The following is a 20733-nucleotide window of genomic DNA, read 5'->3' as shown; positions in this document are numbered from 1 at the left end:
TTTTGAAGGTATTGTTAGGTAATTCCATACTATGAATAAGTAATAATAGAGGAAGCAACACATGAGTGATTCGCCACATTTTATATATCCAGATTTGCATATCGAGCGCTCACACTCATTAGGCCTAGAAAAAGCTCGCAGAATTACGGATGACTGGATAGCATCTGCAGAAACTGACTATCGCATGAGGTGCAGACTAGAACGATCTGAGACTGGGGATGTGGTAACTTTTAGCCGTAAGGGTGTGTCGGGTCAGTGTATCAGCACATCCGAAAAATTTGAGTTATACGCGAAGCTAGGTTTTTTATTCAAAAGCTTTAAAGTTAAAATAATAGACCAGATCGAAAGTAAACTAGATCATGCTATAAGTGAGTTTAGTAGTGATAGTATTGAATAATAAACTAGCTAAACGGTTATTACTTATCCAGACATTAAAAAGCAAGACAATAAAAAAGCCCCTAAAAGAGGGGCTTAATTATTTTAAATGGTACCGGTGGTCGGACTTGAACCGACACGCTTTTAAAGGCAACGGATTTTGAATCCGTCGTGTCTACCAATTCCACCACACCGGCATGTAGGGTAGCAACATTTAATATGTGCTTGATAGGAGGCGTATTATATCAATTTATCAAATGTGGTCAAGTGTTTTATTAATCACATACGCCCCACAATAGATTTATTAACCAACAAACGCACGCTCAACCACGTAATCCGCGGGCACGCCCATTCGTGGAGAAACAGTCAAACCATAGCCGTCAAGGATTTCAGAAATATCGGCGTTGAAGGGCATGCTGCCACAAATCATTACCCGATCATCTTCTTTATTAATAGGCGGTAATCCAATGTCTTCGTAGAGCTTACCAGACTTCATAAGATCTGTGATACGACCTGTATTACGGAAGTCTTCGCGGGTCACGGTTGGGTAGTAGATAAACTTTTCACGATACCATTCACCAAAGAGCTCATCATTTGGCAGGGTCTCTTCAAACATCTCACGGTAAGCTAGATCTTCGACACGGCGCACCCCATGACATAGAATGATTTTATCGAAGTTCTCGTAAACTTCAGGGTCACGAGACAGGGATAAAAAAGGCGCTAGACCAGTACCTGTCGCTAACATATATAAATTTTTGCCCGGCAGTAAGTCATCAATGACCAAAGTGCCCGTCGGTTTTTTACTAATAATTAGCTCATCACCCACTTTGATATGCTGTAAGCGTGAGGTCAAAGGCCCATCTTGCACTTTGATTGAGAAAAACTCTAAATGGTCTTCATAGTTTGGACTGGCAATCGAATACGCACGCATCAATGGCTTGCCATCTACCATAATGCCAATCATGGCGAACTCACCATTACGGAAGCGTAAACCAGCATCACGAGTGGTTTTGATGGTAAATAAAGAATCATTCCAGTGGTGTACATAGGTCACTGTTTCGGTGTGGAATTTTGACATACAAGCCTCAGTAAAATGGATATCAGAAATGTCGATTATCGATTTAAAATGGTGATTTATTTTAACAAAACTGTGTGAAATAGAGGAGAACCAGATTTTTTGATACTCTTAAACGGTCATTTGATGTTAAACGATTATTTGTTACTGTAAAACGATTGCTTAACGATTAAAATATGAATCGGGCAAACCAGTCAGTAGGGTATTGACCAAATACGAATTACCATTTCAATATGAATCATTACGCCTGACAGAGAGACAAATACTTTATCAAATGAACTAATTAAATGATAAAAGTTCTCACTATGCTAATCGGCATATAATAACAAATTTTTCACTATCATAACGTCAATCTCGGCAAAAATTGATAAAAGCATCATAATAAAATGGAATAACAGATGTTAAAATCAATATAAGCCGCTTATTCACTGCTAATAGCGTACTGAATAGCTTACAATATTGAATTCATCACACAAGCCAAGCAAACGATTTATGCCTAACGCTGAAAACAACCTGTCTATTCCTATCATTGGATATCACCGTTCACCGCTATCGCAAAAGTTCGGTATACCGCGTCAGCCGAATTTAGTGGCTTATAGTAGCTATATAGAGCTGTTAGACCCTTATGACACACCTGAAGCCTTTGAAGGCATTGAGCAGTTTAGCCATCTTTGGATCACGTGGCAGGCACACCACAATTATTTGAAGTCGAAGAATGAGGTTCAGCCCTTTAAACCCAAAGTAAGACCTCCTAGACTGGGGGGTAATGTTAAACTAGGTGTCTTTGCTACACGCAGTACCTACCGTCCTTCGCAGCTAGGCTTATCAGTGGTGAGGTTGATACGGGTAGACGTGGTAGAGGGTAGAGTGCAGCTTCACATTACCGGATCTGATATGGTAGATGGCACGCCCATTATCGATATCAAACCTTATATTGCTTATAGTGATGCCATTACGGAAGCAGTGAGTGGGTATGCGTCACAAAAGCCTGTGTTAATGCCGGTGTCGATTAGTGAGTCAGCAAGGGTTCAGTTTGATCGTTTAATGAATATGAACTGCGAGAGTAATCGTGTCATGTGTAACGGCCATGACGAGAGTAACGAAAAAAGGCTTGAAACTCAATCAGCCTCTGAAGTTTTTGAGGCCCAGCTAACGATAGACGATAGGGATATAATATGTCAATTAATCTCTCAAGACCCGCGTCCAGCTTATCGTCAAAGCGATAGCAACCGGGTGTACTATATACGTTATAAACAGTATGATGTGGGCTTTCAATCATTACAACAAACTAAGGGCGAAAGAGCTTTGCAGATTGTCTCCATCCATAAAATTTAAACTATAAAGCTATAAAACTAGGATGTCATACATTCAGCGGCTTGATTTTAAGTAATTGATACCGATATTAAAAATAAATCTATTGTTAACAGACAGTCATTACCATCCATTTTAAATTTAGAAGAGTATTTATGTATACAGATAGCCACTGCCACCTTAACCGTCTAGATTTAAGCAACCACGATGGCAAACTTGACGGTGTTATTCATGCCATGAAAGAAGCCAATGTGAGTCGCGCCATGGCGATTATGTGCGACTTTGCAGAGTATGATGAGATATATGGCATTATTAGCAAATATGGCGATGATGATCTTAATCTTGGTATGAGCGTGGGTATTCACCCTTGTGAAGATCTACAGGTTCTAAAGTCTGCTAGCACAGAGCGCTTAGTTGATATGGCTTCTGCTGACCATGTCTGGGCGATTGGTGAGACAGGTCTAGACTATTATTGGAGTGATGAGAATAAGCAGGAGCAAAAGGCGAGTTTAGCACGTCATATCCATGCCAGCCAAACGTTAAAAAAGCCATTAATCATTCATACTCGAGAAGCCAAACAGGACACCATTGATATTTTAAAAGCTGAAAAGGCAGACCATGGCATTATTCATTGCTTTACCGAAGACTGGGATACCGCTAAGAAAGCGCTTGATTTAGGGTTTTATATTTCATTTTCGGGAATAGTCAGCTTTAAAAACGCACAAAGTCTGCGTGATGTTGCCTTAAAGGTGCCTAAAGATAGACTGCTTATCGAAACGGACAGTCCTTATCTAGCCCCTGTCCCCAAACGAGGGAAATCTAACGAACCGGCATATGTGACTTACGTGGCTAGCTGCTTGGGAGATTTATTTGGGATAAGCTCAGAGGAAGTTGGTCAACTCACTGCAAAAAATTTCGAGGAACTACTGGCACATTGTTAATAAAATGGGTATCCTATTCAGGTTATGACCAATCAGTCATAACGCTTATTGTTGTAGGGTGACTTTCAATGTGCTCTAAACAGCATTTTCTTTGATATAACAACGACAAGGTTAGGAGTTTGCATGAGCAGGCAGCAGCAATTCAAGAACCGCGAAGAGAACATTTTAGCCACAGCTGAGCAGCTCTTACTTGAAGCAGGAAGTGGTGATATCACTTTAGACAGTTTGGCCGATCAACTCGATCTGGCTAAAGGCACCTTATATAAGCATTTCTCAAGTAAAGACGAGTTATATCTGCGTATCATTATTCGTTACGAAGAGCAGTTGTTCGAAATCAATAGAATTGATGACTGTGTGTCAGCTTGCGTATCGCGTATGATACTCCAGCAATTGATGAATCCGCAAAAAGCATTATTATTTAACCAAATTGAGGAGCGTTTGGCTGCGTCTGCTCAAGGTCTTAATAGAATGTTTGGTGAGCTATATGAGATCAGACGGGCACGTATGAAACGGTTGATTGACATTAGCAGTCAGTATTTGCAAAGTCAAAATAGTGGTCTAAGCACCCGTGATTATCTATCGACTATCTGGTCGATAGGTCAAGGGGGAGCAAGCTTACTAAATTCTAGCTTCTATCAACGCTATTTGGGACGTCGAGATACATTGCGTATTGCATTGGTTCAGCAGATGTTGGATTTACCTAAACAGTATCCGAGTCAAAATGTTGATGACGACGATATGGTAGAATTGGTTAATCAAATTGATTCAGAAAGTGAAGCCCATCAACAATCGCAAAGCTCGTAACATGTTGCCTTTGAGATAATCGACTACTATAGTAAAACGTATTGATAAATTCGCTAAAGCTATATTTCCTAAAGCTATAAGGTGCAGTCTTTTATAAAGATTATGAAGATGCTTCCCACATTTTATTACTTTTCAGGCCTGCCATATCTTATTCGCATAAACCTAAAAATTAGCATCAATAAAAAAACTGCCCTTTCAGTGAATATGAAAGGGCAGTTTTTTTAGTCATCCATTAACAGCGTTTGTTCATTTGAACGCCAGTTCTCAGCCCCGTAAAACAACATTTGAGCTTGACGGGTACACTGTCTAAGCATGTGCTCTTTTTTAGCTTTTAGATTGTCATTATCCACGTCTTCATCATGTGTCTGGCTATAAGTCAGGTCCAACCAATCAATAATCCAGGTTAAAAATAAATTAAGACCGGCCTCTGCCAGTAATCGTCTGTCTTCGGCATTAATATGATTAAAGGCTGGTTGTAATCCTAAATCCTCACCCATAATTTGCGCAAAGAGTTTGATTTGGGCGTCGATGGCGTTACGTACCGACTCTGAACCACCAAAGCGTTCACTCACTAAAAACTGCCAATAGCGAGGATGCTCATCAACGGATGCAAAAAACAACTGAATACTTTTGGCAATCTGCCGATCATAGCTACGGGTGCGCCCCATTTGTAGACCACTTCGTAGCGTAGATAGCGCTTGTCCAAGCTCTTCTTCAACCAAGCTGCGACCCAAGTTTTCCATATCATCAAAATGTCGATAAAAGGCAGTGGGTACGACACCAACTTCGCGGGTAACTTGCCGCAAGCTGATGGAGCCAAAAGACTGTCCTAACATACACAGATCAAGAACCGCATTGAAAAATGCTTGACGCGTTTGTAATTTCTTCTGCTCGCGGGTGTTTAAATTGGAGGTGTTTGTCATGGTCATGTTAGCGTATCTCAGTGGTAATGAAGGTTGGGGCAGGCGTCAGCAAACGCCTTAATTTTTTTAGACTAACGCAAAGTTGGGTTGGGTGGCAACTGGTATTATTCGATTGCGCTGAATGAAAAGTAGTTCTATAGGTGCAATGCATAATACCCAGTCACATTAGATTCAATAAAAAAGAACGTATAAGCAAACTTTTTTGTTGAAAAAGTATTAGATTACCATACCTTATCACCAATACCATTTAAATCTTGCGCCAAGCGATAGGCCTCATGGTCATTCATACCCGTTATATAATCCAAGATATTTAAGGCATTATCATAGACATCGAGGCCCAGTTGACGATTAAGAGTATGCAAATGTAGATTTAGTAATTGGATAAGGTGCTTTTGTTCAAAATGTGGTGGGTGCTGAGTAAGTGGTAACAACGCCAAGGGCATAAAAGCATCAAGCAGTGTTTGTAAGCAGCGATTGGCCATCAGCTCCATACGTACTTTACTTGGATGGGCGAAAATTTGAGAGGAGGCTAGGCTTTTTGCTTTGGCAATACCCTCACTGACACTACGCTCACAGTGGTCAAATAGACTGCCTTGCATTTCGCCGGCAAGCATCTCATCGGCATGGATGACAAATGCCTGCGTCACCTTATCGACCAGTCGCATCATCGCGCGACCCCTTAGCGCAGCAAGCTTTTGCACAATAGGGGCATTATTGGTTACTTCAGGTGGTGCCCCGCGAGAGCCCATCAATCCTAGCATCAAGGGTTCAACTTCTCGGTAGTCAATCATATTAAGAAGGATGCCATCTTCAAGATCAATAAGCGCATAGCAAATGTCATCGGCAGCTTCCAAAAGATAGGCTAACGGATGACGGGCATAGCCATCATGATCTGGTGCATAAGGCAGTCGTAATTGACTTGCAAGCTTATCTAATAGATTTCCATCATTAAAGAAGCAGCCGTATTTATGTATACTTAGTCCACTGATAGGTGTATTCGCTTGAGTACAAGGAGTGGTTGAATTGGTTTTTTTAGAATCAGTAGGATGCTTAGAAGGCGGAGTGTCATTGTAGTGCTGATCAAAGTTTGGTTGTGCAGATAGTTGCGCTGACTGGGATTGGTTTGAACTTAGCGTGAGATCCTCTTTGACCAGATTACTGTGCTTGGCAAGCCAAGGATATTTCATAAAGGCACCCAATGTGGCGCAGGTAAGACGCATCCCGCCTCGATCAGGGTGATGCTCATTACGGGTTAATAGTCTAAAGCCTTGAGCATTGCCTTCATAGCCCTGCAAGTCTAAACGCTGCGCTGGTGTCATGTGACTCAGAAAGCCTTGCTGACTAGGCTGATTAAACCAGTCACGAATGGCGTATTCACCAGCATGACCAAACGGTGGGTTGCCAATATCATGAGCCAGACAAGCGGCCTGTACGATTACGCCAATATCACCGACACTGATGCCACGTGGTAGACCATTTGACAGGCTATCTTGTAGCTTCTCTGCTGCCATCATTCCTAAGGAGCGGCCTATACAAGAGACTTCAAGCGAGTGGGTGAGTCGAGTGTGAATACCCATTTGATTGGTTAAGGGATGTACTTGTGTCTTTTGGTTTAATTGACGAAACGACTGGGAAAAAATAAGCCTATCGTAGTCTTTATGAAAAGGAGTGCGGGATTTTTCTTGGGCGCGGTCTTTTTTTATACTGCCTAAGCGGCGATCCGTCAGTAAATAAGACCAATGCTTGCTGGGGGTTAATTTTTTTAAATCAGTATTGTTTAAATGGCGGTTCAGGTTAAGGTTTTGCTGAGTCATAGGACACCAATTGACCAAATCAAAAAAGAAATGCAGTTGCCAATAAGCATAACAGAAAAATTTCGAATTGACCTAGGGCGTATTGTCATTAATGAGCTTATGTTCTAATTTTACTTATGTACTCATTTAATGATACGCCCTGCTTGGTACTTGGTACTTGGTACTTGGTACTTGGTGCTTGGAGTTTGGGTCGGTTAACTAATGATAGGTGAATTGGTCAGCCTACGCGACTGTAGCTGGTTGACACTGATAAAGCGGTTTTTTATGTTCAACACGCTTTGTTTCTTGAACGGCATCAGACTTTGTATGATCAACAGAAATTTCATATAAAGTAGCGTTATTATCGTTTACTTGCCAGAGTAGACCATGATGCTCGTCAAGACCTACATTGCCGATATAGACGTCACCTGAATGGATGTCATCTGGCAATGAGTTGGTTTTGGTTAAATCATATTCTATGCCATCGATTAGCAAGTGTGCCGTTTTAGGCTGAATATCGTCATGATAATAGACACTTAAACTTGTGTCTGGTGTACAGTTGAACGTGGTGTAAATTTTGTCATGATCATGATCATGCTCATGCTCGTCTGCATGAGCGACATTGTCATGACCTTCATCGTCATGATGGTCACTATGGTCTGCATGATCTTCGTGATGCACACCATTTTCTTCGCTATGTTCTTCGTTATGTTGAGGAGTCTCTTCTGCCTTTTCGACAGTTTCAATAGAGTCGTTGGGTTGACAGCCTGTTAGGACAGTAGCGGTAGGCAAACAGATCAGCGTGAATAATGTCGTGCTTTTGGGTAGAGTCACAATGGTTTCCTTTGATGGGACAAGTTTAATTAAAAGGGTTAGGTCTTACGTCATAATTTAGAGCAAAGCAAGTTAGAGGTATAAGACAGGGGTCTATTTAAATTTAAACGCTGCATAAACCTCAGGCTTTAGCATCATTAGAGAAATAAAAATAGACGCTTAATAAGTTATGTTATACTATAACAATAAAGTCATAAAATAAAGCCGATAGTGTATATCGGCTTTGATTAAATTGACTTTGTTAAAACGAGATTTATTTAAAATTAAACTTAAACAAAATTAAGTACTAATTCTTGAATACAAACCTAAAATTTAGTGTTCTATTAAACGGTCAGTGCTAACGTCAGCTCTACACATTAAATCTAAAGTGCATGACATCGCCGTCTTGAACGATATAGGTTTTACCCTCTAGTCGGGCTTTACCCGCGGCAGCCGCCCCTTTTTCACCGTTATACTCAATAAAGTCTTCATAAGCGATGACTTCTGCACGAATAAATCCACGCTCAAAGTCAGTATGGATGACACCAGCAGCCTCTGGCGCAGTCGCACCGACTTTGACAGTCCAAGCACGTACTTCTTTAACCCCAGCGGTAAAATAAGTCTGCATATCAAGCATTTTATAGCCTAAGCGAATAACTTGATCAAGACCTGCTTCTTCCATATCCATGGCTTCTAAGAAATCAGCTTTATCATCGTCTTCTAACTGTGAAATTTCAGCTTCAATTTGATTACACAGTGGCAAGACAATGGCATCTTCTTTAGCAGCATATTCACGAACAGCATCTAAATAAGGGTTATTCTCGAACCCATCTTCACTGACGTTGGCAATATACATGGTTGGCTTTAGGGTGATAAGACCATAGCTTTTAATAAGTTTTTTCTCATCATCATCAAGATTGGCAGCACGGGCCGCTTTACCCTCTACCACAAAGGGCTCAATCTTTTTAAACACGTCTAAGGTAGCTTGTGCGTCTTTATCGTTACCCTTGGCTTTTTTGGTTAGATTGGTAATGGCACGCTCAACTGCTTCTAAGTCAGCAAGAGCAAGCTCAGTATTGATGGTTTCGATATCATCAATGGGGCTCACGCGACCATCAACATGAATCACGTTGTCATCATCGAAGCAACGTACCACATGAGCAATTGCATCAGTTTCACGGATATTTGCTAAAAACTGATTACCCATTCCTTCACCTTGCGAGGCACCTGCCACTAGACCTGCGATGTCAACGAATTCCATCGTTGTTGGCAATACTCGCTCAGGATTGACAATGGCGGCAAGTTTTTGCAGACGAGGATCTGGAACGGGTACGATACCGACGTTAGGATCTTTGGTACAAAAGGGGAAGTTTTCAGCTGCGATACCTGCTTTGGTCAAGGCGTTGAATAAAGTCGATTTTCCGACATTTGGTAAGCCCACGATGCCACAATTAAAGCCCATGATGTGTCTCTCTTAATTTAAATAGATTGTCATACAAGCGTTGAGTTAAAGATAAAACGTTGATTTAAAGATATAAACAGGATAGATAGAATAGTTTTTATATCGTTAATATTCATTTTAAATAGCGCGTATTGTAGCAAAAATTAGATAGAGTGGGGGTCGTATTATCCTGCCTACTGATAATGACGGTCAATTATTTTGTAATTATTTTACAATAGCTTTGACCATTAAGTCCTAGTTTACACCGGTTGCTTCAGCAGTATTCTTCATGTCGACTTTAGTTGGAGTAACCTTTTTTAAGTCATTGTCTTTAATCAGTCCTACCATGACCCCCATATTCTTCTCATCTTTATGTTCGGTATCAGGAGAATATAACGCCGAGGCAATACCCCCATCTAAAAATAAGGCGTTGGGGCAGTGTAGATCTTTTTCAAAAAAACGGGCAAATTGATAAAAGTTAACAGGATTATGACTGGTGACAAATTTAATGTTGCCATCATCGCACACACCAACCCCATTGCGTATCTTGACAGAAGTACTCTCTGGGTTAAACTTAGGATGAATGTTGCCATCGATGACCAGCATGGGTCCAGATTGAGTAGCATACCAAGGCTTAGCGTCGCCGCTTTTTTGAAGCTCTGCCAACTTATGACTTTCAGTGATGTTAATGTGATTGTTTTTATCCCACCACAGTACCCCATTTGGCATTAGATGGAAGTTGCCTGCACCCTCATTAAGGTTTAATGACAATATTTGCGTGCCCTGTATGACGGTATAGCCGATAGGGGCAAATTCGTTGTTATACATGCCAGCATTGGCAGCAAACTTAAGCGTACTCGATGGGGGTAGGTCGTCTATTAAGGCATCAAAATTATAAAGCGGCAGGCGAGAGGTTTTTTGATCCAAAGACCCTTCCTTGTTTTGCCATTGTCCAGACTTCCAGAATAAATGAAGGGATAATGCGCTGTTTGGGTCGGACAAGCTGTCTTGAGAGACCTCACACAGGGTATAAGCAAAAGGGGATACACCTGCCTGACAGAAGTTAGCGTCTGTATCTTTGGAGTCGGTAGCCTTTACCTTATCTATCAGACCACTAAGCTCATCCTCATTACAGCCACTGAGTATCAACATAGCACCTATTGCTAAACAGCTTAGGGGCAAACAAGGGCTAAATTTTCCTAGGTTTTGAAATGCTTTAATCATATATTGCTCAATAAGTTATTCTCAGAACCTGTGTTCATGTATTCGAACATATCTTAGCGTTAGCCTAAGAATAGCATTATTTTATGAATACGAGTGCTGATAGCTTTTGCAAAAAACCGGCTTCTCTAAAAATAGCTTACTTTAGAAGCAGTCTAATTCTAGCGCGTCATGTCACTTTTATAATTTGTCATAAATCAGACCCTAAGACACTACTTCATTGTTCTGAGCCAGTCTGTGCAAATCTCGTGAATCAGAGTTATAAGCCACAAAAGCCTCATTATCCGCTTTGAAGCTATCCGGATCAGCCATTACCCACATCTGATTATAAATATCTGAACGAGCACTCATGTCGAGTAGCGCGCCTTCATCAATAAAGTAAAAACAGCGTGATAATAATTTGATAGAGCCATCATTCATACGTCGTGCAATATGATAGGGATGCAAGTCGTAAGGATGTGACAGACCCACTGCACCCACAAAGTTGGCCAAGGACTTAAGGGTATTTTTATGGAAACTTGCGACGCGATGAGATTTACTGGGCACGTCCAACGCCTTTTCGCGAAACGGATCTTGAGTCGCGACTCCAGTAGGACACGTATTGGTGTGACAAGAGCGAGATTGAATACAGCCTACTGCAAACATAAACCCACGAGCTGAGTTACACCAATCAGCGCCTAGCGCGAGCATTTTGGCAATATCAAAGGCAGAGACTATTTTACCACTGACGCCAATTTTTATCTTGTCGCGGATACCCGCACCGACTAACGTATTGTGAACCAATAAAAAGCCATCAATGAGTGGCATACCCACACTATCCATAAACTCTACAGGCGCAGCGCCTGTTCCGCCTTCAGCACCATCCACTACAATAAAGTCTGGATAGTTATCCTCCTCAATCATGGCTTTAACGATGGCCATAAACTGCCAGGGCTGACCGATACACAGCTTAAAACCGACGGGCTTACCACCAGATAGGTCGCGCAGCTCCTGCCAAAAGTGAACCAACTCCCTTGGGGTTGAAAAGGCCGAATGGGTAGCGGGAGAAACACAGTCTTCTCCCATTGGTATGCGTCGAGTTTCGGCAATTTCTTCAGTGATTTTTTCTGCAGGCAAGACGCCACCTTTACCAGGCTTTGCACCTTGAGATATTTTAATCTCGATCATTTTGACTTGGTCTTCTTTGGCGTGTGTCTCAAACAACTCAGCGTTGAAATTGCCTTGTGCATCTCGGCAGCCAAAATAGCCCGTACCGATCTCCCAAATTAAGTCGCCACCATATTTACGATGATAGGGACTAATTGAACCCTCCCCAGTATCGTGTGCAAATCCGCCTAGTTTCGCCCCGTGATTTAGTGCCATAATGGCATTACCTGACAAGCTACCAAAGCTCATGGCAGATATATTGAACACTGACATCGAGTAAGGGTGTTTGCAGTGGTCATTACCTACGACGATTCGAAAGTCTTCAACATTCAGCGGATGACTATTTTGAGATTGTAAAAACCACTCTTTGTCTTTTGAATATAGATCATCCAGTGTGCCAAAGGCGTTGGTATCACTAACGTTTTTAGCACGTTGATATACCAAAGCGCGCTGCTGACGTGAAAAAGGAACTTCTTCTTTATCATCTTCAAGAAAATATTGACGAATTTCAGGTCGATAGCTCTCTAAAAAATAACGAATATGACCGGTAATAGGATAATTGTAGAGTACCGCATGCTTAGATTGTAGTAAATCATAAATACCCACTAACACCAACAACGCCGCCACTATCGCCAGCCACCAGACCGATAGCACTATCGCTACTATAGTCACAATAGCGACCACAATCAGTAGACCATATCTTTTAACCATACCCACTTGGTATTGGCGCTCATTGGCCTCCATGCTATTTGCTATTAGAGTATTGGCTTTGTTTCTATTAGCTTTAAGGGCATCCGCTTTATTTTTTGTATTAGACTGTTGTGGATGAGGCGGTGTGCTTGGCTTTTGAGAATGTGGCATGCTATTTCCTTTATCTATGATCTATCGTGCTAAAATATCTTGATATACTATGTTTAAAATCAGGCTATAAACCATTAAAAAAGTATCATAATGTTAATATAATACTATTGAGCTTTATTTTGACTATCATTTAGGCGCTGAATCGCTATAATAAGTGCAGTTTGAAGGCGAGCTCTATTCTAATGATTGACGTCTTAGGATATAACCCGAACCCTTTATAACTTATAATAATTGTTTATTACTTTATAAATTCTTTTATTTATTACTTTTTTTACTTAAGGAGCTTAACATGGCTATCGAACGTACATTATCTATTATCAAACCTGACGCAGTTGGTGGCAATCATATTGGCGCTATCTACAGCCGTTTTGAAGACGCAGGCCTAAAAATCGTTGGCGCTAAAATGCTTCACCTTGATAATGAAAAGGCAGGTGGCTTCTATGCTGAGCACAAAGAGCGTCCTTTTTATAATGATCTCGTCTCTTTTATGACCTCTGGGCCAGTTGTGGTATCCGTATTAGAGGGTGACAATGCGATTGCTAAGCACCGTGAAATCATGGGCGCTACCAACCCAGCCGATGCCGCTGAAGGTACTATCCGTAAAGACTTCGCGTCTAGCATCGATGAAAATGCGGTACATGGCTCTGATTCTGCTGAGTCGGCTAAGCGTGAAATTGCTTATTTCTTCAATGACGATGAAGTTTTAAACCGTACGCGTTAATCTAAACATTTGCCTTATTATTAAGTGCAATTATTAAGTGCATTTTACATGAAGTGTATATTTTAGATATAAATTTACGTTCTTATTTATACATGCGCTCATTCTTTAAAGCGGCTAGGCAGATGCTTAGCCGTTTTTCATTGTAAATTCACAAGCTTGATATTTCTACACTTGGTAATATATGACAACATAGGCTTAAGAAATTTAAGTTATAATATGATGTTTAATGGTATAAGAGACTTCACGCTCAGTACTTTCTCAGTACTATGATGATTGAGGCGTATGGGTCATTATCCATTGACATCCGTAAAATACATACAAAACTTTCAAACCCTATAACTCATACTAAATTCACAAACCCTATTAGGTTAGTTAATAAATCATGACCAAAATCCCTATGCAATCCGCTGATGGCCCGCTCACTTCCTTTGATCCGAAGCTCTCAGCTCCTGCCAAAACTAATATTCTCGGTATGAGCCAAGATCAATTAGGGGATTATTTCAAACAAATTGGTGAAAAGCCTTTTCGAGCCACGCAAGTGATGAAGTGGATCTATCAGCATGGTGTGACCGACTTTGAAAAAATGACCAACTTATCCAAAGGTCTCCGCGAAAAGCTTAGCGAGCAAGCCTGCGTTGTGCCGCCTGAAGTCGTGCATAAAGAATATAGTGATGATGGTACACGTAAATGGGTGTTTAAAGTGGCTGGAGGGTCGCTTGTCGAGACCGTATTGATTCCTGCCGATGATAGTAAGGTCAACGGTCGTAAGACGTTGTGTATTTCTTCTCAAGTGGGCTGTGCGCTGGATTGTAGCTTTTGTAGTACCGGAAAGCAGGGGTTTGAGCGTGATTTAACAGCTGCTGAAATTATTGGTCAACTTTGGGTGGCAAATGCCTCTTATATGGAAGATGTGGATAGTCAAGAGTGGCAAAATAATGTGACGAATGTGGTAATGATGGGGATGGGTGAGCCACTGCTAAATTACAAACCCGTGGTGTCCTCAATGAGTCTTATGTTATCCGACCATGCTTATGGGTTGTCTAAGCGACGTGTTACTTTGTCCACCTCAGGCGTCGTACCAAAGATGTATGACTTATATAATGATATTGATGTGGCATTAGCCATATCGTTACATGCGCCCAATGATGAGCTACGCAATGAGCTGGTGCCCATTAATAAAAAATACCCGTTAAGCGAGTTGATAGCAGCTGCAAAAGCGTATGTTCATGATAGTAATCCGCGACATAAGAAGCACGTTACTATTGAATATGTGATGCTCGCTGGGGTTAATGATAGTGATGAGCATGCGTATCAGTTGGTCGATTTATTAGAAGGGTTACCCAGTAAAATAAACTTAATCCCTTTCAATCCCTTCCCCCATGCGCCATACCAGCGTTCGAGTAATAATCGTATCCATGCTTTTAGCAATATTCTAAATAATGCTGGATTTGTCTGTACCATTCGCCAAACGCGTGGAGATGATATAGATGCTGCTTGTGGTCAGTTAGTCGGTCAAGTAGCGGATAGAACACGGCGCTCTGCTAAGTGGCAACAAAGCATTAAAGATCGTGAAATACAGCCCACAGAAGGCTCACTTTAAATAGTCAGTTTACTAGCAGCTATTATTAAGTATTGATGTTTACTTTAAGTATTGACGCATAAAGTAATCAGCTTTCATCGAAAAAATATTTATTAGTTTAAATTAAAAGTACCACGTTTTATGTCAGCTAATTTCAATCTAGCGCATGGCATAGATTGAATGACGGCACTATTTGCCAGAGTCCTGCAATATGGTTTAAGATAGAGGGCTTACCTATTTATAGTGCAGATTATAGTGCAGAAATTAATGTAGACCATTACAAAAAAGGCAGAGTGGTGCTATATTACCTTTATAAGTCATATTAAATTAGAAGAACTTAAGTAAATATAATAGAATAACTGAACATTTAAATAAAAAGTCGCGTTATAAACTACGATAGCTATGAATAAAGTTAAATGCTAAATACAGGCTAATAACGTTAATTTTATCTGACTGTGAAAATAAAGATTCGTATTTAAGATTCGTTAATCAAAATTAAGGGTAAGGATGGCAGTGACCCCTCATAAGCTTTTAAATCAAAAAGCTTTAAATAGTCAGCTGATTCATAAAGCGAATGGTGTAAATTCGCCATCATTTGTAGGGGTGAGCCATGAGAGCCATGATCTGACAGTGAGTCTGACTACTCACTTGTCTGTCACTGCTGGTTTTTTGATAACGGGTTCATTATTAATCTGCATTTTGATGATGGGCTGTCAATCTAGTCATGAGACGGGATATTCTTACCGTAATATGGATAGCCTAAGCTATCAGCAGCTATCAGCTAACCCGCGCGCTATAGAAGCTGCTAGGATTAGGACTCAAATGGCAGCTCAGTACCTGCTTAATAATCAGCTAGATGAGGCCAAACAGCAATTAGAAAAAGCCTTTTTGGCGCATAAAAGCTATGCGCCAGCCTATGATATGATGGGCCTACTGTTGCAGAGAGAAGGCAGTGAGCTTAATATAGAGAAGGCTGAAGCTTATTTTCTAAAAGCGATTCAGATTGAACCTGCGTTTATGCAAGCGCATAATAATTATGGCGTTTATTTATCAAATTTAGGTCGCTATGAATCGGCTATCGACCATTTTCAAATCGCTGGGTCTACACTTGGATATTCAGGACGGATTAAAGCGTTAGAAAATTTAGGTGTCACAGCATTAAAGAATAATGATCAACAGCTTGCAAGCCAAGCTTTTGTAAGAGTGCTTGAAAGTGACCGTCATAATTTATTGGCGCATATTGAGTTGGTTGATTTACTGATTAATAGTGACAAAGTTGCTCAAGCGCGAAATTTATATCATGAATTGATGCTGATTGTTGGCGATAATGTGAACAACTATCCACGTATTGTCGCTCAAGGCACTAGATTAGATAGTTTATGATAAGTTTTAGTGGTATTTTAACTAGGGCGTGTGGAACATTCGACCATGGCACTGGCGGAGACTATTTTTTAGTCAATATGCAGTGAAATTTTTGAAGCTTAGTCATTCTAAGTTAGAAAATTTCGCCATATATTGGCAAAAAAGAGTCCCGCCCTCACTCGACCATAGCTCTCGCCTTGCGAACGGGCAAAGCAGTGCTTCGCTTAATCCGTTCTCAGGGCTGATACTAAAATCGCCCCAGACGTTGTTACAAACCTAGCCAAGGTCTAGACATTAGCGTCAGTTTGCGCCTAGTCTGGAACGATTTTAGCTATCAGCAGTGCTAATTTGCGAATGTTCCACACGACCTAAGGCTTTTTCATGCTGCTAAGCTCATAATGAATAAAAAATGAATAAAAGAAATTATACTGTTATTTTCTACTTTTAATAATGGACATTTAAACGGTATGCATATAGATTGTAACTATTTAAATTATAGCCCTTTTAGTTGACACCATTTTAATAGTTTGTATTAAACGGTTTCATTAGAATTTATAACGTAACATACCACCTTATTGACCGCTTTTAGGACGTTTTTTCTATTTTGCACATTTTACAAATGCTAGAATTTATAATACTTTATGGCGTAAAATTGTAATCAATAGATAAACAGCTAAAAGTTTGGATTCCTAACCCAGAGGCATCATGGACATAGATAATAAAGACTCGTCAACGCTTAGACCTGATACATCCAATCAAAATGTAGGCTCATTTGGTAATCGGCTTAAACAGGCTCGTATTCATAAAAATCTATCCTTAGATGATGTGGCTGGTGAGTTGTTCATATTGCGACGTCATCTTGAAGCCATTGAAGCTGAAGATTTTAAAGCCTTACCCCAAGTGGCATTTTCGCGTGGCTTTGTCATTAATTATGCCAAGTTTTTAGGGTTAGATCCGGATCAAATTGTTGAGAGCTTTAATCGCAATTATCCTGATGAACTCAAAAGAAAAAGCGTTGATGATATTGAGTCACCGCTCAAACCTATGGGTACACTGCAACGTGAAGGTAAGCGTTCAATCCGTATCAACCCCTTATTAGTACTGGGTTTAATCGGTTTAATCATACTGGCAGTATTTTTAATTCGCACCGTATCCAATGCTCAAGACGCAACGGTAGATGATCCAAACAATACTGACTTGGTCGATGATTTGTCAGATAGTGAACAGTCTGCCGGCGCGGCTGTGAATACCACAACGACGAGCACCGGTAGTGCTATCAATAACTCAGGTAGTAGTTTGACGAATAGTGGTTCAGCATTAGATTTGGGCACTATTGACACGGTAACCGCGAATGCAGAGCCTTCGAACTTGGAATTTTGGGTGCGCAACAATACAGACCTGAAAGTGGTAGATGCGACAGGTAAAACCTTATTATCCGGTGAGCAGCCGCGCGGTGGTTATAAACTTACGGGACAACCACCTTTTCAAATTCAAATTGAAAAGGTCTCAAATGTTGATCTAGATCTGAATAATGAAGCTGTTGAATTAACTCAATTTGCTCAGAATAATAGAGCGGATTTTAGTTTAGCCCCATAATCTAAACGTATCTTTTGAAGTTTGTCCGTTATTAGTTTAACTATTCATTCGATTATCATGTTTTTAGATTACCATGCAAGCAAGTCATTAAAAAAAGTATAAGCAAGCAAGTCTTCATGTCTTCAATACTCTTGCAGTCAACTGAGAATCCTTATGTCAACTCCCTCTCCAATAAAACGTCGTAAAACAAAAAAAATATTTGTCGGTGATGTGGCAGTCGGTGGTGATGCACCAATCAGTGTTCAAAGTATGACCAATACTGATACCTGTGATGTCGATGCAACCGTTGCACAAATTAAACGCTGCGTTGATGCAGGCGCTGATATGATGCGTGTATCAACACCCACAATGGATACGGTCGCAGCATTCGCTGAAATTAGAAAAAAAGTAGATATTCCGCTGATAGCTGACGTGCATTTTGATTATAAAATTGCTCTTGCCGTCGCTGCCGCAGGTGCCGACTGTCTACGTATTAATCCTGGTAATATCGGTAATGATGCCAAGGTACAAGAAGTGGTTGCCTGTGCCCGCGATTATAATATTCCTATCCGTATCGGGGTGAATGCCGGCTCTTTGGAAAAAGAGATACAACGTAAATATAAGGAGCCGACAGGCGAGGCGATGGTTGAATCTGCCATGCGCCACATCGATATTTTAGACCGTTTAAATTTTGATCAATATAAAGTATCAGTGAAAGCCAGTAATGTCTTTTTGACCTTAGACGCGTATCGTTTACTGTCTGCGCAAATTGATAACCCTCTGCATTTAGGGGTAACAGAGGCAGGTATCTTTCGAACAGGGACAGTGAAGTCTGCTATTGCATTAGGTGGCTTATTATTAGAGGGTATTGGCGATACTATTCGTATCTCATTAGCCGCTGAGCCTGAAGATGAAATTAAGGTAGGCTTTGATATTCTTAAGTCGCTTAATATTCGTGCTAATGGCATTAACTTTATCGCTTGTCCAAGCTGCTCCCGTCAAGAGTTTGATGTTATTCGAGTAATGAATGAATTGGAAGCGCGATTAGAAGATGTGCGGATTCCTATGGATGTATCAGTCATTGGCTGTAAGGTAAATGGACCTGGTGAAGCTAAAGAAGCAGATATTGGGGTGGTAGGGGCGTCGCCAAATTCATTGGTCTATAAAGAAGGGCAAAAAAGCCATTTAATCGAGACGTCGACACTGGTTGAAAGTATCGAAAAAATGGTACGTGAACGCGTGGCACAGGCTGAAAAGCAAGCAGCCAATGAGATATTACGTGTGGATGGTAGTAAAGGGACAAGTATCTGAGTCGTTGATTATCCAATGGACTGATATGACGTAACTGATAATACGTCACTATAAAACAGATTACAAACAACTGTCCTATACGTCATTTATAGTCCTGTGGCTTACGACCAGTAATTCATTACTATGATAAACTGCTTTACTTAAAAATATTTGGGCAAAAAGTATGATCAAATCAATCAAAGGGTTTAATGACATTTTACATGTACCGACCTCAAGCAGTCAGCCAAGCAGTTATTGGCGCCGTTTAGAAAGCACACTTAGTGAGGTACTCGATCAATTTGGTTATGAAGAGATTCGATTACCTATTGTTGAAGAAACTCAGTTATTTGCCCGAGCCATTGGTGATGCGACTGATATCGTGGAAAAAGAGATGTTCAGCTTTACGGATAAGTCTGATCCACCGACGCCTATCACCCTTCGTCCAGAGGGGACGGCTGGAGCAGTTCGTGCTGTTATCGAACATAATCTACTGCGTGGCGATAGTCCTAAGCTTTGGTATATCGGTCCTATGTTCCGCTATGAACAACCGCAAAAAGGACGTTATCGCCAATTCCATCAGTTAGGGGTGGAAGCCTTTGGGAGTGAGCATGTCGATGTAGAGGCAGAGCTAATCGCTATGACTCATATGATGTGGAAGCGCTTGGGTATTGACCACGAATTGACATTACAGATTAATAGTTTAGGTGAGATTGAAGAGCGACAAGCCTATCGTGCAGCACTGGTTAACTATTTAAACGATAAAAAAGATCAGCTCGATAGTGATAGTCAGCGCCGATTAACCACCAACCCACTGCGTATTTTAGACAGTAAAGATGTGAATACACAGGCCATATTGGAAGATGCCCCTCGTTTGGCAGATTTCTTAGGGGAGGAGACGACAGCCCACTTTGACCAATTGCAAGCTTATCTTAAAGCGTTAAATATCGATTATGTGATTAATCCAAAGTTGGTACGTGGTCTGGATTACTATAACAAAACAGTATTTGAATGGGTAACAGACAAGTTAGGATCTCAAGCGACCGTATGTGCGGGCGGACGCTATGATGGACTGATTGGTCAACTAAAATCAATAGGTAAGACGGGCAATAAACCTGTCAAGTCAGACCCTGCTGCTGGTTTTGCGATGGGGCTTGAGCGTCTACTACTGTTGGTACAGGCAGTCAATCCTATGCAAGAAACTCAAGCTTGTGATGTCTTTGTGGTTGCGCATCCCGATGTCTATGAGCATGGACTGTTATATGCTCAGTCATTAAGAGAGGCACGCTTAGATTTACGTGTTAAGATGTCCAGTGCGTCAAGCTTAAAGTCACAAATGAAAAAAGCAGATAAATCAGGTGCTAAACTGACTGTCATCTTGGCTCAAGATGAAGTAGAAAACGATACCATTAGTGTTAAAACAATGGAAACCGGTGAGCAGTCTAATCAAGACAAGCAGTGGCTACATCAGGTAGATAATTTTATTTTATAATATTTGCGAATAA

Annotated in this window: 17 protein-coding genes and 1 tRNA gene; 10 read left to right on the top strand and 8 right to left on the bottom strand. The window is 40.8% G+C overall.

Translation table 11 applies throughout. The features are described 5' to 3' along the window. Positions 1–61 precede the first annotated feature (61 nt). Positions 62–397 (top strand): polyhydroxyalkanoic acid system family protein, encoded by a 336-nt coding sequence (locus AC2SLT_RS07115; protein ID WP_486546949.1) that lies wholly within the window; start codon positions 62–64, stop codon positions 395–397. Positions 398–485: 88 nt separating this feature from the next. Here AC2SLT_RS07115 and AC2SLT_RS07110 read toward each other — a convergent pair. Together AC2SLT_RS07110 and AC2SLT_RS07105 are read right to left on the bottom strand one after the other, a co-directional pair. Further along, positions 486–572: transfer RNA gene (locus tag AC2SLT_RS07110), tRNA-Leu, on the bottom strand. A 107-nt stretch (positions 573–679) separates the two neighbouring features. Further along, positions 680–1453: a ferredoxin--NADP reductase gene (locus tag AC2SLT_RS07105; protein WP_486546948.1), complete on the bottom strand. Its 774-nt coding sequence runs from the start codon at positions 1451–1453 to the stop codon at positions 680–682. A gap of 489 nt (positions 1454–1942) precedes the next feature. On the opposite strand from AC2SLT_RS07105, the gene tsaA reads away from it, so the two are divergent. The 3 genes from tsaA (at position 1943) to AC2SLT_RS07090 (ending at position 4506) form a co-directional block, all read left to right on the top strand. After that, positions 1943–2785, top strand: coding sequence for a tRNA (N6-threonylcarbamoyladenosine(37)-N6)-methyltransferase TrmO (gene tsaA / locus AC2SLT_RS07100; protein ID WP_486546947.1), 843 nt, complete (start codon positions 1943–1945; stop codon positions 2783–2785). Between the two features lie 131 nt (positions 2786–2916). Beyond that, positions 2917–3702 carry a TatD family hydrolase gene (locus tag AC2SLT_RS07095; protein WP_486546946.1) on the top strand — a complete coding sequence of 262 codons (786 nt, stop codon included), beginning with the start codon at positions 2917–2919 and terminating at the stop codon, positions 3700–3702. Between the two features lie 123 nt (positions 3703–3825). Next, positions 3826–4506 (top strand): TetR/AcrR family transcriptional regulator, encoded by a 681-nt coding sequence (locus AC2SLT_RS07090; protein WP_486546945.1) that lies wholly within the window; start codon positions 3826–3828, stop codon positions 4504–4506. Between the two features lie 221 nt (positions 4507–4727). Here the strand turns inward: AC2SLT_RS07090 and AC2SLT_RS07085 are convergent, their stop codons facing one another. The 6 genes from AC2SLT_RS07085 to AC2SLT_RS07060 form a co-directional block, all read right to left on the bottom strand. Continuing rightward, positions 4728–5435: a TetR family transcriptional regulator gene (locus AC2SLT_RS07085; protein ID WP_486546944.1), complete on the bottom strand. Its 708-nt coding sequence runs from the start codon at positions 5433–5435 to the stop codon at positions 4728–4730. Between the two features lie 215 nt (positions 5436–5650). Next, positions 5651–7243 (bottom strand): deoxyguanosinetriphosphate triphosphohydrolase family protein, encoded by a 1593-nt coding sequence (locus AC2SLT_RS07080; RefSeq protein WP_486546943.1) that lies wholly within the window; start codon positions 7241–7243, stop codon positions 5651–5653. 222 nt (positions 7244–7465) lie between these two features. Next, positions 7466–8056 (bottom strand): hypothetical protein, encoded by a 591-nt coding sequence (locus AC2SLT_RS07075; RefSeq protein ID WP_486546942.1) that lies wholly within the window; start codon positions 8054–8056, stop codon positions 7466–7468. Between the two features lie 349 nt (positions 8057–8405). Next, complete coding sequence (gene ychF, locus AC2SLT_RS07070; protein WP_486546941.1) at positions 8406–9497, bottom strand: redox-regulated ATPase YchF; 1092 nt, start codon at positions 9495–9497, stop codon at positions 8406–8408. A 234-nt stretch (positions 9498–9731) separates the two neighbouring features. Next, positions 9732–10700, bottom strand: a complete 969-nt coding sequence (locus AC2SLT_RS07065; protein WP_486546940.1) for a phosphodiester glycosidase family protein — start codon at positions 10698–10700, stop codon at positions 9732–9734. A gap of 201 nt (positions 10701–10901) precedes the next feature. Next, positions 10902–12554, bottom strand: coding sequence for an FMN-binding glutamate synthase family protein (locus AC2SLT_RS07060; protein ID WP_486546960.1), 1653 nt, complete (start codon positions 12552–12554; stop codon positions 10902–10904). A 439-nt stretch (positions 12555–12993) separates the two neighbouring features. On the opposite strand from AC2SLT_RS07060, the gene ndk reads away from it, so the two are divergent. The 6 genes from ndk (at position 12994) to hisS (ending at position 20720) form a co-directional block, all read left to right on the top strand. Continuing rightward, on the top strand, positions 12994–13425 hold the full coding sequence (ndk, locus tag AC2SLT_RS07055) for a nucleoside-diphosphate kinase (protein WP_486546939.1): 432 nt from the start codon (positions 12994–12996) through the stop codon (positions 13423–13425). Between the two features lie 382 nt (positions 13426–13807). Next, a complete protein-coding gene (gene rlmN / locus AC2SLT_RS07050; RefSeq protein ID WP_486546938.1) occupies positions 13808–15025 on the top strand; it encodes a dual-specificity RNA methyltransferase RlmN in 1218 nt (405 codons plus the stop codon). 486 nt (positions 15026–15511) lie between these two features. Beyond that, positions 15512–16387 (top strand): tetratricopeptide repeat protein, encoded by an 876-nt coding sequence (locus AC2SLT_RS07045; protein ID WP_486546937.1) that lies wholly within the window; start codon positions 15512–15514, stop codon positions 16385–16387. Positions 16388–17071: 684 nt separating this feature from the next. After that, positions 17072–17962, top strand: coding sequence for a RodZ domain-containing protein (locus AC2SLT_RS07040; RefSeq protein ID WP_486546936.1), 891 nt, complete (start codon positions 17072–17074; stop codon positions 17960–17962). A 153-nt stretch (positions 17963–18115) separates the two neighbouring features. Beyond that, positions 18116–19252 (top strand): flavodoxin-dependent (E)-4-hydroxy-3-methylbut-2-enyl-diphosphate synthase, encoded by a 1137-nt coding sequence (gene ispG, locus AC2SLT_RS07035; RefSeq protein WP_486546935.1) that lies wholly within the window; start codon positions 18116–18118, stop codon positions 19250–19252. 163 nt (positions 19253–19415) lie between these two features. Continuing rightward, positions 19416–20720: a histidine--tRNA ligase gene (gene hisS / locus AC2SLT_RS07030; protein WP_486546934.1), complete on the top strand. Its 1305-nt coding sequence runs from the start codon at positions 19416–19418 to the stop codon at positions 20718–20720. Positions 20721–20733 lie beyond the last annotated feature (13 nt).

The sequence above is a fragment of the Psychrobacter sp. CX18 genome (genome assembly GCF_057396215.1).
The sequence above is the reverse complement of the archived record's forward strand: the minus strand, read 5'-3'. Positions and strand labels throughout refer to the sequence as shown.

What these genes read in the sequence shown, in the direction of transcription:
- rlmN (WP_486546938.1), top strand. Translation starts at nt 13,808, where the DNA reads ATGACCAAAATCCCTATGCAATCCGCTGATGGCCCGCTCACTTCCTTT.
- AC2SLT_RS07080 (WP_486546943.1), bottom strand. Translation starts at nt 7,243, where the DNA reads ATGACTCAGCAAAACCTTAACCTGAACCGCCATTTAAACAATACTGAT.
- AC2SLT_RS07105 (WP_486546948.1), bottom strand. Translation starts at nt 1,453, where the DNA reads ATGTCAAAATTCCACACCGAAACAGTGACCTATGTACACCACTGGAAT.
- AC2SLT_RS07095 (WP_486546946.1), top strand. Translation starts at nt 2,917, where the DNA reads ATGTATACAGATAGCCACTGCCACCTTAACCGTCTAGATTTAAGCAAC.
- ychF (WP_486546941.1), bottom strand. Translation starts at nt 9,497, where the DNA reads ATGGGCTTTAATTGTGGCATCGTGGGCTTACCAAATGTCGGAAAATCG.
- hisS (WP_486546934.1), top strand. Translation starts at nt 19,416, where the DNA reads ATGATCAAATCAATCAAAGGGTTTAATGACATTTTACATGTACCGACC.
- ndk (WP_486546939.1), top strand. Translation starts at nt 12,994, where the DNA reads ATGGCTATCGAACGTACATTATCTATTATCAAACCTGACGCAGTTGGT.
- AC2SLT_RS07045 (WP_486546937.1), top strand. Translation starts at nt 15,512, where the DNA reads ATGGCAGTGACCCCTCATAAGCTTTTAAATCAAAAAGCTTTAAATAGT.
- AC2SLT_RS07085 (WP_486546944.1), bottom strand. Translation starts at nt 5,435, where the DNA reads ATGACCATGACAAACACCTCCAATTTAAACACCCGCGAGCAGAAGAAA.
- AC2SLT_RS07060 (WP_486546960.1), bottom strand. Translation starts at nt 12,554, where the DNA reads ATGGTTAAAAGATATGGTCTACTGATTGTGGTCGCTATTGTGACTATA.
- AC2SLT_RS07040 (WP_486546936.1), top strand. Translation starts at nt 17,072, where the DNA reads ATGGACATAGATAATAAAGACTCGTCAACGCTTAGACCTGATACATCC.
- ispG (WP_486546935.1), top strand. Translation starts at nt 18,116, where the DNA reads ATGTCAACTCCCTCTCCAATAAAACGTCGTAAAACAAAAAAAATATTT.
- AC2SLT_RS07065 (WP_486546940.1), bottom strand. Translation starts at nt 10,700, where the DNA reads ATGATTAAAGCATTTCAAAACCTAGGAAAATTTAGCCCTTGTTTGCCC.
- tsaA (WP_486546947.1), top strand. Translation starts at nt 1,943, where the DNA reads ATGCCTAACGCTGAAAACAACCTGTCTATTCCTATCATTGGATATCAC.
- AC2SLT_RS07115 (WP_486546949.1), top strand. Translation starts at nt 62, where the DNA reads ATGAGTGATTCGCCACATTTTATATATCCAGATTTGCATATCGAGCGC.
- AC2SLT_RS07090 (WP_486546945.1), top strand. Translation starts at nt 3,826, where the DNA reads ATGAGCAGGCAGCAGCAATTCAAGAACCGCGAAGAGAACATTTTAGCC.